The 17,640-nt window shown below is 67.6% G+C and carries 11 protein-coding genes; 7 read left to right on the top strand and 4 right to left on the bottom strand.

Going from position 1 to position 17,640, the window contains the following annotated elements; genetic code table 11:
- Positions 1-19 precede the first annotated feature (19 nt).
- Positions 20-2,512 carry an FHA domain-containing protein gene (locus ACGF7Y_RS17825; protein WP_393234918.1) on the bottom strand — a complete coding sequence of 831 codons (2,493 nt, stop codon included), beginning with the start codon at positions 2,510-2,512 and terminating at the stop codon, positions 20-22.
- Between the two features lie 106 nt (positions 2,513-2,618).
- Between ACGF7Y_RS17825 and ACGF7Y_RS17820 the strand changes: the two genes are divergently transcribed.
- Positions 2,619-4,064, top strand: coding sequence for a metallopeptidase (locus tag ACGF7Y_RS17820; protein ID WP_393234915.1), 1,446 nt, complete (start codon positions 2,619-2,621; stop codon positions 4,062-4,064).
- Between the two features lie 7 nt (positions 4,065-4,071).
- On the opposite strand, the gene ACGF7Y_RS17815 is transcribed toward ACGF7Y_RS17820, so the two are convergent.
- Positions 4,072-5,421 carry an FHA domain-containing protein gene (locus ACGF7Y_RS17815; protein ID WP_393234913.1) on the bottom strand — a complete coding sequence of 450 codons (1,350 nt, stop codon included), beginning with the start codon at positions 5,419-5,421 and terminating at the stop codon, positions 4,072-4,074.
- A gap of 155 nt (positions 5,422-5,576) precedes the next feature.
- Here ACGF7Y_RS17815 and ACGF7Y_RS17810 point away from each other — a divergent pair, with 155 nt between their 5' ends.
- The 6 genes from ACGF7Y_RS17810 (at position 5,577) to ACGF7Y_RS17785 (ending at position 11,998) form a co-directional block, all read left to right on the top strand.
- Positions 5,577-6,782: a hypothetical protein gene (locus ACGF7Y_RS17810; protein WP_393234910.1), complete on the top strand. Its 1,206-nt coding sequence runs from the start codon at positions 5,577-5,579 to the stop codon at positions 6,780-6,782.
- Positions 6,783-6,894: 112 nt separating this feature from the next.
- Complete coding sequence (locus ACGF7Y_RS17805) at positions 6,895-8,094, top strand: hypothetical protein (RefSeq protein ID WP_393234907.1); 1,200 nt, start codon at positions 6,895-6,897, stop codon at positions 8,092-8,094.
- Complete coding sequence (locus tag ACGF7Y_RS17800; RefSeq protein WP_393234905.1) at positions 8,091-9,320, top strand: hypothetical protein; 1,230 nt, start codon at positions 8,091-8,093, stop codon at positions 9,318-9,320. Before ACGF7Y_RS17805 ends, ACGF7Y_RS17800 begins: the two co-directional genes overlap by 4 nt.
- A gap of 82 nt (positions 9,321-9,402) precedes the next feature.
- Entirely contained in the window at positions 9,403-10,932 is a 1,530-nt protein-coding gene (locus ACGF7Y_RS17795) for a protein kinase (RefSeq protein ID WP_393234902.1), read from the top strand.
- A gap of 409 nt (positions 10,933-11,341) precedes the next feature.
- A complete protein-coding gene (locus ACGF7Y_RS17790) occupies positions 11,342-11,659 on the top strand; it encodes a WXG100 family type VII secretion target (protein WP_039795679.1) in 318 nt (105 codons plus the stop codon).
- A 36-nt stretch (positions 11,660-11,695) separates the two neighbouring features.
- Complete coding sequence (locus tag ACGF7Y_RS17785; protein WP_062973176.1) at positions 11,696-11,998, top strand: WXG100 family type VII secretion target; 303 nt, start codon at positions 11,696-11,698, stop codon at positions 11,996-11,998.
- Between the two features lie 102 nt (positions 11,999-12,100).
- Here the strand turns inward: ACGF7Y_RS17785 and ACGF7Y_RS17780 are convergent, their stop codons facing one another.
- Positions 12,101-13,537, bottom strand: coding sequence for a type VII secretion-associated protein (locus ACGF7Y_RS17780; protein ID WP_393234898.1), 1,437 nt, complete (start codon positions 13,535-13,537; stop codon positions 12,101-12,103).
- Positions 13,537-17,568 (bottom strand): type VII secretion protein EccCa, encoded by a 4,032-nt coding sequence (eccCa, locus tag ACGF7Y_RS17775; RefSeq protein WP_393234895.1) that lies wholly within the window; start codon positions 17,566-17,568, stop codon positions 13,537-13,539. Before eccCa ends, ACGF7Y_RS17780 begins: the two co-directional genes overlap by 1 nt.
- Positions 17,569-17,640 lie beyond the last annotated feature (72 nt).

Below are 17,640 nucleotides of genomic sequence, written 5' to 3'. Positions count from 1 at the left end.
GCGTCGCGTTCGAACCGCTTCACGCCGACGACTTCTTCAGTCGCAACCGGCGCCACGTCATGACCGCCAGCACCAGGGTGATCAGCAGCAGCACGCCGACGTCCAGCGCCCAGATCTCCGGCTTGTGCTGCCAGAGCGTGTCGGGTTGCGCGTTCAGGAACAGTTCGCGGATGTTCACCGTCGACGCACCGCTGGCGTATCCCCACCGAGCCGGGAACAGCCAGGACACCTGCTCGAGCACGACCCGTCCGGTGACCGGGATCAGCCCGCCCGCCATCACCAGCTGGCACATGATGGCGACCACCAGCAGCGGCATCACCTGCTCGTTCGACTTCGCCAGCGACGAGAGCAGCAGGCCGACGACCACGCAGCAGATCGCGGTCAGCGCGATATCTATGTAGAGCTCCGCGCTGCCGGACGCCAGCACCGCCCCTTCGCCCGGCCGCTTCTTTCCCGCCAGCACGATGCCGACCAGCACCGCCGACTGCAGCAGCGCGGTCAGGCTGAACACGGCGATCTTCGCCATCAGGTACGCCGAGGGCAGCAGCCCGACCGCGCGTTCGCGGTGGAAGATCGTCCGCTCGCCGACCAGGTCGCGCACGGTGAGCGTGGAACCCATGAAGCAGGCGCCCAGGATCAGAACCACCAGCAGCTGCTGCGTCTCACTGCCGCCCTCTGGCACGAATGTGCCATCGGGTAGCGCTTTCAGCGCGCCGCGCTGGAAACCGTTCTTTCCCGGCACCACCAGCGAGAGCCCGCCGAGGATGAACGGCAGGATCACCAGGAACGTCAGATAACCGCGGTCGGCCAGGATCAACCGGACCTGACGACGCGCCAGTGTCGAGAACTGCTTGCCGCGGCTGGACTGCGGCGGACTGCCCGCGGGACCGTACGGCTGCGCGGGCGGCGGCGGTGGCGGCGCGAACGCCTGGCGGGAGCGATAGGCCGCGAACGCCTGATCCGGGTTGGCCGCGACGTTGGCGAAGATCTCCGCCCAGTCGCTGGTACCGAGCGCCGCGCCGACGCCAGCGGGGTTGCCGCAGTAGGCGGTCTTGCCTCCGGGGGCGAGCAGCAGCACCTGGTCGCACATGTCCAGGTGCGCCACCGAGTGGGTGACCACGATCACCACGCGACCCGCGTCGGCCAGTTCGCGCAGCATCACCATGACCTGCCGGTCCAACGCCGGGTCCAGGCCCGAGGTCGGTTCGTCCAGGATGAGCAGCGACGGACCGGTCAGCAGTTCCAGCGCCACCGAGGCGCGCTTGCGCTGGCCGCCGGACAGGCGGTCGACCCTGGTGTCGGCGTGCTCGGTGAGCGAAAGCTCTTGCAGGACACCGTCGATGACCTTCTGCCGGTCCTGCTTGCTGTTGTCCCTCGGCAACCGCAACTCGGCCGCGAACCCGAGCGCTTGGCGCACCGTGAGCTGGCGGTGCAGCACGTCGTCCTGCGGCACCATCCCGATGCGGGAACGCAGCGCCTCGTACTCGGCGTGCAGATTGCGCCCCTCGAACGTGACCACGCCGCCCGACGGCTGGGTAGTGCCCGCGATCAGGCGCGACAGCGTCGACTTACCCGCGCCGGACGGGCCGATCAGCGCGGTGAGCGTCCCGCGGCTGGCCGACATGTTCACATCGACGAGCAGTTGCTTGTTGCCCTCGACGGTGAAACCGACCCCGTGCACCGCCAGGCCCTGCTCGGCGACCGGCTTCTGCCGGTGCACCAGCGCGCCCTGCTGGACGACGAAGTCGATGTTGCCGATGGTGATGATGTCCCGCTCGCGCAGCACCGCGCGCTCCTGGCGGTGCCCGTTGACGAACGTGCCGTTCGCCGAGCCGAGGTCCTCGATGGTCAGGCCCTCCGCGGAGGCGACCAGGCGGGCGTGCTTGCGCGAGGCCAGCGGATCGTTGACGACGATCTGGTTGTCGGTGGTGCGACCGATGCCGAGACCGCTCGGAGGAATGCGGTCGGGGCGGGCGATCGGCGCCGTGCTCGCCCTCGCCCGGACCGGCGGCATGTTCGAGGTGTCCGCCCTGGTCGTCATGTTGACGTTCAGCGCGGGCGACGGCGCGTCCTGCGGTGGCGGATAGCTCGGACGCTGGAATTGCTGCGCGGGCCGCCGGACCGCGTGCGGCGGCGGTCCCGGCTGCGACGCCTGCGCCGGTTGCGGCGGGCGCGCCGAGGGCCGTTGCGGTGGTTGCGGGTTCGCCGGCAGCAGATGCAGCAGCGGGCCGCTGATCGCGTCACCCAGCCGGACCTGCGTGGGACGGTCGATCGACACGGGCTGGGTCAGCCTGCGCGCGTCCACGAACACCCCGTTGGTGCTCTTGTTGTCGGTCAACACCCAGGCGCTGCCCTGCCAGGCCAGCGTCGCGTGCACACGCGAAACGAGCGGGCTGTCGACGAACAGCGTCACCTCCGGCGCACGGCCCATCGTGACCTGCTGGCTCGAATCGAATACTCGTTCGTTTCCATCATGGCGCACGGTGATGGTCTGCGCCCCCGGTGAAGACATGCAGCGGATACTATTCCATCACCCGGACATCGGCGGTGCCCCCGATGCGCCAATTGCCCCGATCCGGCGACCGATGTGAACGTATAGCGGCCGACGAGGGGGAGCCTTGCCGAGAGTCCGTGCGACCGTGCTTGTCGCGGCGCTGCTCAGTATTCTGGCGCTGGTCGGGGGCTGTGTCCGAGTGGTCGACGGCCGGGCCGTCTCCATCTACGACGACCCGTTCAAGGTCGCCGGACTGCCCACCACGAGCGGCCCGAGCGGCCCGCGCACCGGCGTCCCGGACAGCACACTCACCGCGACGAACGGCGACGGCGGGCTCATGGATACGCTGGCGCTCAACGCCATCGATGACATCCAGACCTTTTGGCGCGGCGAGTTCGGCAAGGAGTTCCAAGGCGAGTTCAAGCCGGTGGACAAGCTGCTGTCCTGGAGCGCGAAGTCCGGGCGCAGCGAGGCGGTCGAGTTCTGCAAGGAGACCACCTACCGCTTGGTGAACGCCGCCTACTGCCGCCTGGACAATTCCATCGGCTGGGATCGGTCGGTGCTGCTTCCCACCATGGAGGAGGCCTTCGGGAAGATGTCCGTGGTGATGGTGCTCGCGCACGAGTACGGGCACGCGGTGCAGACCATGGCCAAGATCGTCGGCCCGAAGGATCCGGTGATCGTGAAGGAGCAGCAGGCGGACTGCTTCGCGGGCGCGTTCATGCGGCACGTCGCCCAAGGTAAGGCGAGGCATTTCACGATCAACACCTCCGACGGCCTCAACTCGGTGCTCGCGGCCACCGTCGCCATCCGCGACTCCGACCCCGACGATCCGGAGAGCGTGCACGGTTCGGCCTTCGAACGCGTCACCGCGGTGCAGATCGGTTTCACCGACGGCCCCAAGGGATGCAAGGGCATCGATCAGGACGAGATCGACCAGCGCCGCGCGAATCTGCCGCAGAGTTTCAGCGACGACCAAGGGCACGGTGAGTTCCCGATCACGAAGGAGACGCTGATCGAACTCACCAAGGCGCTCCAAGCCATCCTGCCGATCGACGAGGAGCCGACCTACGACTACTCCCGGGCCGAGATCGACTGCCGCGATGGTGCGGTCACCGAACCGGTGTCGTATTGCCCGGCGAAGAACACGATCGCCACCGACATTCCCGGCCTCGCCGAGCGGGGAACGTCGAATTCCGGTGAAGACGACCCCCTGCCGCTCAAGGTGAGCGGTGACTACAACGGCTACGTCGTATTCATCTCCCGCTACACCCTGGCCGTCCAGCAGAGCCGTGGCGAGAGCCTGGTCGGCGCCAAGACCGGACTGCGCGCGGCCTGCCTGTCCGGAGTGGTCACCGGCAAGCTCGCCGAATCCGGGCGGCCGATCAGTCAGGGTGACATCAAACTCGCCACCGGCGATCTGGACGAGGCGGTCTCGGGTCTGCTCACCGACGGCTTGGCCGCGAGTGACGCCCAAGGCAGAACCGTGCCCAGTGGTTTCTCGCGCGTCGAGGCCTTCCGCGCCGGAGTCCTGAGCGGCGAGAGCGTCTGCGCAGCGCGCTATTCGTAGTCTGGGCTCAGCGGCCGAACGGCGGCGGCGCGGCCAGTTCGAAGCGCAGCACGCGGTTGCCGAGCATGATCTCGGTGCCCGGTACGAGGACCATCGACTGGTGCGGCGCCAAGCGCACCCAGTCGCGGTAGCCCGGCAGGCGGGTGCGGGTGCCGTTGGTCGAACCACAATCCACCACCGTGACATCCCAGTTCACCAGGCGGATTTCGGCGTGGGCCCTGGACATGCCACCGGAGGCGTCGTCGACGCGCAGCGGCACGAGTCCGCTCTCCGCCGCGGGGGAACGCTCCGGATCGCGACCGACTACCGCGTCGGCGGCGAGCATGTAGGTCATGCCGTCGTCGAGGATCAGCATGCCCAGCGGCGGACGGACCACCTCGATCAGCGCCTGGGTCTGGTCGACCGGCATCCCGCAGACGGTGCAGAACGCCGCTCGCGGATCGCTGGGATGCGCACGCGCGCATTTGAACCCCATCACCTTGACGGTCAGCGCGGTGGCCTTCGCGGTCGCCTCCAGCCTGCGCTGTAGTTCCGGGTCGGGCCGCGGCGCGGGATTGGTGCCGCCCACCTGGGTGGGCGCGTGGTGTGGGTCGATCGGCGTCTGCTCGGTCTCCGCGTCGAGCATCGCGGTCGACGGCGCGGTCGGATACCGCGGGCGCCCGGCCACCGGCTGCGGTTGCGGCTCGGGCCGCTCCCGCCGTCCGGTTTCGGCGGGCGGCTCGTGTTCGACGCGCGCCGTGGGCAGCGACGATGTCTCCGGGCGGCGATGCGTGCCCGCGGACTGGGACTCGCTGCCGTTACCGGAGATCCCCGCGCGGGGACCGTCCGACCAGACGATCGCGCCACCCGCCTGGGCGATGCCCTCGACCAACCTGCCGATGCCGGGCTCGGGCGGCAGGTCCGGGATGCGGCCCTTCCCGTCGTCGACGAACAAGGCCGCGGCCCGCGCCGGGACCGCCGCGACCCGATCCACCGTGAAGGCCGCGTCGCTGCCGCGATATCGCTCGAGCACGCCGTCGCCGGCCAGTACGGCGGTGATCGCGCCGTGCAGGAAGATCGCCACGCCCCCGTTCTCGGCCGCGGAGAGGATGCCGAAGTCGATCGGCTCACCCGGGCTGATCCGCTCGGCGTGCTTCATCAGCCAGCGCGTCGCCTGCCGCGCCACCAGGGCGCCGGGGCCGCCCGGCTCCCGATCGGTCGCGTCGCGCACCAGTTCGGCCAGTGACTCGAGGGCGACGACGGCGGGCGAGTCCTGGGTCGGCCTGCCCGGCTTGCGGTGCGCGACCACGACCACCGCGCCCGCGACCCGGGCCACGGCGTGGCTGCCTACGACGACCTCGACCTGCCGATCCTTCACCGGTATCGGCCTCCGCCGGAGGTGTGGTTCGGGGTCGTCGTCACACCGACAAGGGTACCGATAAAGGGTATTGCGATACGAAGGCCATCGGTCCCCCTCCCCGGCGTCCGTCGGGTAACTTCAGTGTCAGCAACGGGAGGAACGAGGGGCCTGAGATGGTTCGGACGCAACGCATCGCGCTCACCGCGTCATGTCTGGCACTGGCAGGGATGCTGGCCGGTTGCTCTGGCGTGCAGGGGACGCCGACCCCGGGCGAGATCGACGTACGCACGCTGGAAGTCGGCATCTATCCCGTCGACAAGCACGAGTACAGCCAGGATGCGGGCGGCAAAGGCGCACTGCTGGAGGGCATGCGGATGTCGGCCGCCGTGGTCCCCACCGTGCGCATCGACCCCGTGCTGAAGTTCGGTCGCGGCAGCACCGTCGTCGCGGATGCCGAGCAGGCATTGGGCTTCGTGGCCAAGGTGTCCAGGCCGGTCTTCGACAACCGCAAACTGGTCGTCGGATACGCGGCCAGCGGCGCCGACCGCCCCGATCCGGCAGGCCAGACCAATCCGGCGCCGGAAGCCACCGCGGTCACCAACGCCCTGTTCCGTTTTCCCGACGAGGCCGCCGCCGAACTCGCCGCCCGCGAGCTCGAGGATGTCGACATCGCCGTCTCGCCGGACAACCGCAAACTGACGTCGTCGAAGTATGCCGACGCCTACATCCACTGGCGGCCGGGCGTCCCGAACGTCGGTGCCTTCATGGCGCACAAGGAATTCGTCATCTCCTTGTTCATCCAGCGTCCCGTCGCGGATGGCGACGACCTGGTGAAGTGGGTCGACAAAACGCTGGCCGCCCAGGTCGCGCAGCTGGACCAGTTCACCGCGACGCCGGTGAGCAAACTCGACACCCTGAAGGCCGACCCGGACGACCTGCTCGCCCGCGTCGCGGTAGCCGACCGCAAGAACCGCGCGCCCGACCCGGCGACCTTCGCCGTCTACGGCGGATACCACACGGTGCACCGCGCCGACGACGAGTCGGTACACCTGCGCCTGATCGAGGACGCGGGCGTGGACCACATCGGCCTCGTCGACGACAGCTACGTCGCACGCACCCGCGACGCGGCCGCGGCCCAGAAGCTGGTCACCGGCCTGCTGGAAAGCGAAGGCGCGCACTACGACACCCTCGGCGCTCCCAAGGACGTCCCCGGTGCCAAGTGCCTACAGCTCAACAGCAAGGGTGACCCGGACCGGGAATACAAGTACCGCTGCTACGTCGCGTACAAGCGGTACATCGGAGTCGTCACCAGTGATAAGGAACCGGACGTACGACAGAAGGTCGCCGCGGAGTACGCGCTGTTGGCGAACAGTTTTTGAGATGAGCAGCGGTAGGCGCCCGGCGCCTTCGCGATCCCGGGCCACGGGTCGGCCCACGTAGGATCCGGCGCAACTACCGCAGTCAGGGGAGGGAAGAGTGCAGCACGGCGCTATGTCCAGACCGATTCGAACCGCCTGTGCCCTGGTGCTGGCCGGCGCCGTCGCCTTGGGCGGCGGCGCGTGCGATGGCTCCGAGGCCGCGACGGAGCGGCCCGCGCAGCCCGTCGATCTGGCTCAGCTCGACGTGGGCAATTACCCGACGACGCCGCGTGCGCTCGCTACGGCGAAGAATCCCGAGCAGGCGCGCATGATCGAGGCGGAGCGGCTGGCGAATTTCGTCCCGCTGTCGTCGGATATCGACCCGGCGTTCGTCTCCGCGAATCCGTCCATCGCCAAGGTGTTCATCGATCCGAAGGGTTCACTCGGCCGCATCATGCAAGTCTCCCGCTTCGCGGAGGCCGCACCGGATTTCGTCGCCGGGTTCCTCAGCAGCGCGGGCAGCGCGCCGGACAACCGCGGCACCGACCTGGTCAACGCCGTGCTGATCTTCCCGGACGAGCAGAAGGCGGCCGCCGCAGCAGCGGCTTTGGAACGCGTCGACTTCGAGGCGAACAACCGGAACACGCCGGTGCAGATCCCGAAGTACCCCGCCGCGCACGCGCATTGGCAGCCGCACGAACAGTCGATCGGGTCGTGGTTCGCCACCGGCAAATTCGTCGTCTACACCTGGGTCTTCGACTACGTGAAGATCTTCCTGGAGAAGGTCGACCTTCCGCCGCTGCTCAGCCTGGTCGAGAAGAGCCTCGACACCGTCGTCCCGGCGATCGGCAAATTCACTCCGACCCCCGTCGATCAGCTGATGACAGCGCCGATCGATATGGACGGCATGCTCAACCGGGCTCTGCCGCGACCCCGGGAAGACTCCTGGATCGACCCGCCGGGCGCGTACACCGGCGCAGGCGCCCTGCACTTCACCATCGATTCGGCCGAGGACCGCAGGATCATCGAAGCCGCGGGGGTCGATCGGTACGCCACCGACGGGACCGATCTGTTCCGCACGCGCGACGCCGACGCCGCCGTCCAGTTGCGCGAGCAGCGCGGCGGGCTGTCGAAGAAATTCCGCGCCGCCGAGTCGCCGAAAGGCCTGCCCGCCGCGCACTGCAAGGAATACATCGGCAACAAGACGGTGGTCGTCCGGTTCTACTGCTCGGTGGCCTACGACCGCTACACGGCGTTCGCGTGGTCGCATCAGCTGCTCGACGCGCAACAACGCATCTCCGCCCAGTACGCATTGTTGGTGAATGCCAAATGACGAAATTCCGCACCGCCGTCGCCGTGCTCGCGTGCACGGTGACCGCCGCGATCCTCACCGGCTGTGGTTCGACGATGCCGGGGACCGCGCAGCCGGGTGAAATCGACATTCGCAATCTCGACACCGGCAACTACCCCACCGAGCCGCCGAACGCGCACGACGACGACTACCAGCCGCTGTTCATCGACATGAACAAGGTTGCCGCGATGCGGCTGGCCGACCACGTCGCGTCGGCCTACGACATCGACCCCAGGATGAAGTACAGCTGGACGCCCTCCAGCATCAGCAAAGGGACGCTGCCCGGCGAACTCGGGAACCCGGCAGACCTGCGGCCGATCGCGGAACGCAACCGGATGATGTTCGGGTTCCACACCAACGGCTCGGATCAGGACATCAGCCTGATCGCGTCGGGATGGCCGTCCAAGCCCCGGCCCAATTCCACGACGGTCGGCACGATCGTCATGCAGTTCCCCGACCCGGAGCGCGCCCGGCAGGCCGCGACCGAGTTCTACGACGCCGATTTCGGCGCCTACCGCGAGCAGAACGAGCCGGTCACACTGCCGCGGCAGCCACAGGCGCGAGCGCACTGGCGTCCCGGCTCGCCTTTCCTGCGCACGATGCTCGCGCACGGCTCCTACGTTGTGGCGTTCCTCCTTTCGGCGAACGCTCCCGACCGCGCCGCCCTCGTCGCGCTGGCGGAGAAGGCGTACGACGTTCAGCTGCCCCTGCTCGACCAGCTCCCTCCGCTGACCGAAGAAGAGATGCTGCGGTTGCCCTGGGACCCCGACCATCTGCTGAGCCGCACCCTGAATCCGTCCAAGGTCCAGTCTCCGAGCTACGACGATTCGAACGCGCTGTTCGGTCTGCGCGGAATCATGCAATACACCGGAGACCTCGATTACGCGAAACAACGTTTCACAGCGATGGGCGCCGAGAAATTTGCGGCCAACGGCGACACATTGGTGATCCGCACCGCCGATGCGGAGACGGCGCGGCGGGTTGTCACGGAACGTATCACGCCCACGGTGGTTGCCCGTCCGGCCGATCCGCCGCCGCATCTGCCCGATTCGGCATGTGTGGAGAACCGGTCCGGACTATTCGACGACCGGCGATTCACCTGCGTCGTCGCGTACAAAGAATACGTCGGATTCGTCGCGGCGAATCAACTGCTGGACGCTCAGCAGCGCGCTGCCGCGCAATATTCCGTTTTCGCGAACAGCCGATAATGCCGCATTTTCGTCGCACATCGGGTCGAGTATGCTGCGGGGCGAACGCCAGCGGCCCGCGTGGAGTCAGGAGATCGTGAAGATGCCGATGAGCCCCGGGACCATCGTCGGCGGGTACCGCGTCCTGCGGGTGCTCGGCGCGGGCGGCATGGGCACGGTGTATCTGGCCAAACATCCCAGCCTGCCCAGAACCGACGCGCTGAAGGTGCTCGGTGGCGAACTCAGCCGCGACTACGAGTTCCGCACCCGTTTCGAACGCGAAGCCAATCTCGCCGCCGGGCTCGACCATCCGAACATCGTCTCGGTCTACAACCGCGGTGAGGAACACGGCCAGTTGTGGATCGCCATGCAATACGTGGACGGCACCGATGCCGCCGCCGAACTGGCCCGTGATCCGCACGCGATGAATCCGCTACGCGCCCTGCGTATTACGACCGAGGTCGGTAAAGGGCTCGATTACGCGCACCGCAAGGGCCTGCTGCACCGTGATGTCAAACCGGCGAATTTCCTGCTTTCCTCCCCCACCGACGGTGAAGAAGAACGCGTCCTGCTCACGGATTTCGGCGTCGCCAAATCCAATGACGACACCACCGAACTCACCCAGACCGGCAGTTTCGTCGCCACCATCGCCTACGCCCCGCCCGAGCAGCTCACCGGCAGCCCGCTCGACCACCGCGCCGATGTGTACAGCCTCGCGTGCTCGTTCTTCAAACTGCTCACCGGACGTAATCCCTACCCGGGAACGCAACCCGCGCTAGTGATGATGGGCCATCTCCACGAGCCCCCGCCGCTGGCCACCGCGGTCAATCCCGGCCTTCCGCAGGCCATCGACCATGTCTTCGCCCGAGCAATGGCGAAGAACCCGGCCGAACGATTCCACAGCTGCCGCGAATTCACCGACGCCGCCGCGAGCGCTCTCACTCCCGGCTACAACCCCGTCGCAACCAACACTTCCCCCACTTATCCGGTCCAGGTCCTCGATCCGCGGCCGGGGACCGATCCCCGAGTCGCTGTCTCCGGTCAGGTGACCGCTGCGCCCCCGCGCAAGAACTGGCTGCTCGCCGTGGCCGCCGGCATCGTGACCGTCGCCCTCGCCGCGGGAATCGGCATCTGGGCGCTGAACCGGGACGAGTCCGGCCCCGCGTCCGCGGCCGCCACGCCGAGCAGCACGGCCGCCCTGGCGCCGCTGGACCGGGCGCGGGCGGACAATCCGGTGTTCCGGGGCAAGACGATCACGATGGTGGACGTGCCACGCGGCTCGCAGGTCTCGATCTTTCTGGGTGGCACCCCGCAGGCGAAATTCCTGGAGGATCTCGGATTCGTCTACAACCTCAACTACGCACGTCAGGGCGACGAGGCATCGCCTCGGGAACTGACCGGCTCCACCAGGCTGGAGGCCGCGGCGGACGGCTACGTGCTGGCCGTGCGCAGCGACGAAAAGGCCGGTGGCGGTGGACTGCTCGGGCTGCCCTACCAAGTGGCGGGCACGCGCGCCACGGTGATTCCGCTGGACGATCCCGCGGCCGTCGCCGCGGTCCGCAATTGGAGCGAATCCTCCGAACAGACCCTGCTCGACCGTCTGGTACCGGTGCTGCGCAATCGCGTGAAGTGATTCGGTCACCTTCGCTGAAGCGAAGGCTTCGTAGGCTTTTCGAATTCCGGGACCACTGGTTTTCGCCATTCTGCTGGTAGCGGCGAACTTAGGCGTTCGGTAAGGTGTACCGCAGCCAGCCCACTCGCCGATCATTACAGCAGCGAGCAGGGGGAAGGAGGGGAGCCGAGCGCTGGCGTTACAAGTCATGCGGACCCGGATTGCGTCGTGGTCTTCCGAGCAGGCCCGTACGCGGCCGCCGAAATCACGGAAGAGCCGGGCCGAAGGGCGCAGGGCCCTGATCCCGTGGGGCGATGCCGAATTATTTCGAGTCGGATGGAACCGATCAGAGCCACACCGCGTCCAACCAGATGTACAGGCCAACTGAGGCTTCCGCCGTTGGCCGAGACGGGAACCGAAAGGAGCCGAAATGGCAGGACAGCTCGAAGCGAGTGAAGAGGCGATCTCGAAGTTTGTGGACAACTGCCGGCAGCGGCACCAGGATCTGCAGACCGCGATCACCGCACTGAACAGCAAGTCGGATCAGACCACCGCCACCTGGAGCGGTGCGGCGCGTCAGGCGTTCGACACCTTCATGGACAGCTACTTCGCCCAGGCGCGGAAGCTGAACGACCAGCTGGATCAGACGTCGGACAAGCTCGCCCACGCTGGACGGAAGTTCGCCGATCAGGACCAGCAGTTCGCCCAGCAGGTGGCCGCGCAGGCCTCCAGCCTGGACCTTCCCTGATCCGATAGCCGTACCACAGACAACAAGGAGCTCCACATGGTAGCGAACGATCCCGGTCGGATTGCCTCCAACTTCGGCGAGGTCGAGGCGGGCGCCCAGGCCATCGTGGCCGAGGCGCGCAGCGTCATGACCATGCTCGAGGATTTCCACAAGCAGGTCACCGACTTCGTGACGAACTACTGGAAGGGTGACGCGAACGACGCGTTCGCCTCGCTGCAGGCCCAGTGGAACACACAGGTCACGCAGCTCAACACCACGCTGGAAAGCGCGGGCAAGATGGTCAGCAGCGGAAACTCCGACCTGCAGGGCACCGACACCGCGCTGGCGGGCCTCTTCTGAGATCCCGTCTCGGCTGATTCGAGCCCCCGGTACTTTGGTACCGGGGGCTCGAATCATCCTGCACAGAGCAACATTCGCTGAAGTACGGCACGGCCGCACGGGTCACGGGACGACGCGGACGGTGTCTCCGAAATGCGAGCATGGGGCCTCCAATTGCCCCCACTCATCTCCCGCGTACTGGCAGCCGATGCTGATCTGAATCCCGAACTCCAGCAGAACATGCCAGTGAACGGTTGATCCGTCTCCCGGATGTTCCAGGTAGGCCAAGCCGGAACGGCCACCGAACATGACATCGCGCTGCAAGTCGGTCAGTACCCCCGGCGGCCGCTGAGCCATCTGTGTCTCCAGCTTCGCCGCGACCTGCGCATAACTGGACGACGCCGTCAGCGGTGCCTGCATCAGCGTGATTCGCTGCCGAGCACCGGCTTCGGGCACCAAATCGAGACGAGCACGTCCGGTATCGGGCGATTGGGTGACGCGCCAGCCGGGCGGAACGCGGAATCGAAGGCGGCCGAATGCTTCCGGTGGCGCCTCATCCGGCGGGCCGATCGGCGGCGGCGCGGCGATCGGCGATGCCACTCCCGTGCCCGGCGCCGCTGCCGTCTCTTCACCTCGGCGACCGGACAAGATGACCGCACCGGCGACGATCAGAGCGACGACCGCCAAGGCCGCGACGGCGACTGTCGCGAAACGCGCTGTGTCGTGTCGGGGCTGCTGGGCAGCGGCGCGTTCCCGGAGCGATTGCATCCACTCGGTGGGGGCGGTCGACGCTTCGCGCCGGTCGTTCGGCTCGGCCCGACGGCCCTGGACGAGATCGGCACCGGCGACGGGACGTAGCTCGACGGCGGTGCCCGCGGTCTGATCGATCGCGGCACGGAGCAGGTCGAGTTTCGAGGGATCCGCGATAGCCACCACCTGCGCGAGATCGATCGGACCGCTGTCCAGCAACCGAGAGATCAGGCTGCACAAACCGGCGTATCCCGCTGATTCCGCGGTGATTTCGGCCAACGCGAGGGTCGGCTCGTATTCACAGGATTCGAGATGCACGCCGCGATGGCTGCGGATGACCGCTGAGGCCGTAGTGCCCAGCATTCCGAACTCCAGTACCAGGGTTCGCCTGCTATGACTGGTGCCCTCGTCGGACGCGACCGAACGCACCGCGATGTCCTCGAATACGACGTCCGTGGCGTAGCGGCGCGCCGCCTGGTCGAGCACGTCGCGACGGCCGGCGCCCCAATCGGTGGGGCAGATCAATGTCATCCGGGCACACGGGGCTGCGATACGCAGATTCTCGAGCAGACCCGCGAAGACAGCACCCATCGCGTCCACCACCGAAGGCGTACGTGGCGGCAGGGCGATGGCGTCGGCGGGCACGAACTGGATCACCGAACCGACCTGGGTGGGCGGCGTCAGCGGCTGCCCCACCACGAGGTCGAAATCGTTGCTGCCCAGAACGACCGACGGCGGCATGTCCCAGTGCGTGTCGGCGCCGCGCGCCCAGATACGCGCTTCCGTGACGACGAGCTCGACCTCGGACATCAGGGCGACGGCATCCAGGCCGTCTGCACCAGGCCCTCCATATTCCGGGTTACATAGGTGCCTCGACCCGGCGGCATCGGACTCGGCCGCTTGGTGCCCATCAGGACGCCTTCATCCTTGCTGCAGCTCAGAATCAGGCCCGCCGAGCCCAGGTCCCGCATCCTGGCCAGCGTCGCCTCGAACATCGCCCTGCTCGCACCACCCGAACGCCGGGCGATGATCACGTGGAAGCCGAGGTCCCTGGCGTGGGGCAAGTGCTCGAGCAGCGCCTGGACCGGGTTGCCCGCGGAGGTGGCGACCAAGTCGTAATCGTCGATGATGACGTACAGTTCCGGCCCGCTCCACCACGAGCGATCCCGCAACTGCTGCGGAGTGACATCCGAGCCAGGAGTTCGCTTGCTGACATAGGCGGCCAGGTCGTTCATGTTCTGGGTGAACTGCGGCGCCGTGGAACCATAGCCCGCGAGGTACCCCTCCGGAACGAGCCCGAGCATGCTGCGCCGGTAATCGCCGAGAATGAAGCGGGCCTTGTCGGGGGTGTTGGACGCGGCGATGCCCTCGATCAGCGAGCGCAACAGCGTCGTCTTCCCCGATTCGGTGTCACCGATGATGATGAAGTGCGGGCTCTCCGCGAAGTCGATGTACACCGGCGCCAGCTCGGATTCGTTGATGCCGAACGGGATTCGGAGGCACTTCGCGTTCGGGTCGACCTGCGAGGGCCAATCGCCGGCCAGGTACAGCAGTTGTTCGCGCGGAAGCTGTTCGGGCAGCATGCGCACCTGCGGGGCATGACGGCCCGGTGTCAGCCCGGCGATGGTGGCGACCGCGTCCGCGACGGCCTGGGTGAGGTTGGTCGGGTCGGGGGTGCCGTCGATGCGGGGCAGGCCGGTCAGCATGTGCAGGCACTCGGGGGTCATACCGCGGCCCGGCCGCCCTTGCGGGACCAGCGAGGCGAACTTGCGACCCAGATCGGAGTCCATCGGATCGCCGAGGCGCAGCTCGATCCTGGTGCCGATCTGGTCCTTCAGCGCGGGCCGCGCCTCCGCCCAGCGGTTCAGCGCGATGACCACGTGGACGCCGTAGGACAGACCCTGCACGGCGAGGTTCATGATGGTCTGCTCGAGCATCTCGAAGTCCTGGCGGATCGAGCTGAAGCCGTCGATCACCAGGAACACGTCGCCGAACGGATCCTCGTGCGCGCCTGCGGCGCCCGGACTACTGGCCGGATCCATCGCGCGCAGTCTGCGGAAGTCCGTCATCGATTCGATGCCGAGTTGCCGGAAGCGCGCCTCGCGCTGCCGGACGATGGTGGTCATCTCCGCGATGGTGCGCCGGACCTGGTCCTCGTCCAATCGGCTGGCGACCGAGCCGACGTGCGGCAACCCTTGCAGGCTCGACATGGTGCCGCCACCGAAGTCGAGGCAGTAGAACTGCACCTGCTCGGCGGTGTGCGTCAACGACATCGCCATGATGAGGGTGCGCAGCGCCGTCGATTTACCGGACTGCGGACCGCCGACGATGGCGACATTGCCGCGGGCGCCGGACAGGTCGATGACCATCGGGTCGCGGCGCTGATCGTAGGGCCGGTCGACGATGCCGATCGGGGCACGCAGCGTGGACACCGCGGAGTACTCGCCGGTGAGGATGGAGCGCGGGAGGAGCTGGTCGAGCGTCGGCGCCTCGTCCAGCGGCGGCAACCAGATCTCGTGCGCCGGGCGGCCGTGGCCGCGGATCCGGGAGACCAGCATGTTCAGGTTGGACAGCTGCTCGCCGTCCTCGTCCTGCTCCGGCTCGAGGCTGGGTTCGGGCGGCAGCGGAACGCGGTCCGCCGCGCGGAAGTCGACATGCGTCGCGGTGAACGGCCTTGCCTTGACGTCGATCTCGCCGGACTGCGTGGCTACGACCATGTCGCGCTGCGAGCCACCGCCGACATATTGGCCGGAGACATAGGAAGCCTGGAAGCGCTGGATCTCGCCGGAGTCCGCCTTCAGGTAGCCGCCACCGGGGTTGTTCGGCAGGTTGTAGGCATCCGGCACACCGAGCACCTGACGGGACTCGTTGGCGGAGAACGTCTTCAGTCCGATGCGGTAGGACAGGTGGGCCTCCAGGCCCTTGAGCTTGCCTTCTTCCAGGCGCTGCGAGGCGAGCAGCAGATGTACGTGCAGCGAGCGGCCGAGGCGGCCGATCATGACGAACAGCTCCGCGAAATCCGGGTGTTGGGTGAGCAGTTCGGAGAACTCGTCGAGCACCACGAACAGCGCGGGCAGCGGATCCAGGTCGGCGCCGGCCGCCCTGGCCTTCTCGTACTCGGAGACGTTGGCGAAGTTGCCCGCGGCCCGCAGCACTTCCTGGCGGCGGTTCATCTCACCGGCCAGGGCGTCCTTCATGCGGTCGACGAGGTCGGCCTCTTCCTCCAGGTTGGTGATGACGGCGGCGACGTGCGGAACGCCCTCCAAGCCGAGGAACGTCGCGCCGCCTTTGAAGTCGACCAGCACCAGGTTCAACTGGTCGGGTGAGTGCGTGGCCAGCAGGCTGAGCACGAGGGTGCGCAGGAACTCCGACTTACCGGAACCGGTGGCGCCGATGCACAGACCGTGCGGGCCCATGCCGTTCTCGGCGGCCTCCTTGATGTCCAGCTCCACCGGAAGGCCGTCGGCGCCCACCCCGAACGGCACGCGCAGGCGTTCCCGTCCGTAGCGCGGTCGCCATGCGTGCTCCGGGTTGAACGCGCCGATGTCGCCGAGACCCATCAGCTGGCTCCAGGTCGAGATCACCTCGGAGTCGTCGGTTTCCACGTCGCTGCTGCGCTGCGTGGCCGCACGGTAGGGCGCGAGTCTGCGCGCCACCTGCTGCGCCTGCTCGGGGCTGATCCGGTCGATCAGTGCGAAGCGCTCCTGATTGCCGGTGGCGCCGCGGCCGACGCACTCGCCGTTCTCGACGATCATCTTGATGCCGCGCGACACCGCCAAGCGCGGCGCGTATCCGCACAGGTCGATGATGGTGACGCCCTCGTAGCCGGACTCGCGCAGCTGATCGTCTTCGGCCTCGAGCAGACCGCCGTCCACCACGAAGACGATGTGCACCATGTTCGCGTTGGCCGGCTGGTTGCGCGAGTACCTGACCCGATTGCCGAGCAACGGATGCAACCCGGCCATGGCCTCCCGGATCGAACCGTAGAACATGCGCTCGGTGCCGATGCCGTCCTGCGCGTCGGGATGCTGGGTGTGCGGGAGCCACTTGGTCCACTCCCACTCCGGCGCGGTGTCCGGTCCGCAGACGACCGCGACGAGCACTTGATCCGGCGCCTGGAACATGCACAGCTGCACCAGCATCGCGCGGGTCATGTCGCGCGCCTGCGCCCGGTCGCCGTCCAGCGCGATGGTGGCGAAGCCCTTGACCGCGATGGCGGTCGGCAGGTCGGGCACGGTCGAATGGGCGCGCACGAAGCGGCGCAGCGAGACGGCGGCGATCGGCTCGAGTTCCTCGACCGGGCCGGTCTCGGGGGCGACCAGCCTGGTGGCCAGGCGCTGCCCGCCGAGACCGATGCGGGCGTGGCAGAAGTCCTTGTCCCCCGCCCGTCGTTCCCACATGCGGCTGGTGCCTGCGAGCATCCAGACCAGTCCCGGCTCCGGGTGGCTCCATTCGACGGAAGCCCGCTGCTGTGCTGCGGTCTCGTCGACGTCCTTACGAACCTGGTCGAGGTAACGCAGGTAATCCTTGCGATCCTCGTTCGCCTCGGCGGCCTTCTGCCCCTTGCCTCCGCCCTGACCGGCGAACATGCCGACCATCGAGAACATCATCATGAGCGGGAACATCATGCTCATCGGGTTGGAGGCGATACCGCCGCCCTGGGTGAACAGCAACGCCATCATGCCGACCATGCCGATCACCATCACGACGGGCATGAGCTTCATGACGAGGTTTCCCGGTGTGACCCGGGGGATTTCGGGCGGGGGCTGCAGCGTGACCTCGCCACCGGGTGTTCGAGGCATCTCGCGGCGCGCACGGCGCTGGAAGCGGACAGTGCTCATCGACGAGATTCCCCCTTCGGCCAGCTGCGATCCGGCCTCAGTGTAGAGGTCACAGCCGACATGTCGTACAGT

Origin of the sequence: Nocardia sp. NPDC047654, from assembly GCF_043205035.1 — a bacterium.
Taxonomy (GTDB): Bacteria; Actinomycetota; Actinomycetes; order Mycobacteriales; family Mycobacteriaceae; genus Nocardia.
This window is presented reverse-complemented; position numbering and strand designations above follow the sequence as displayed.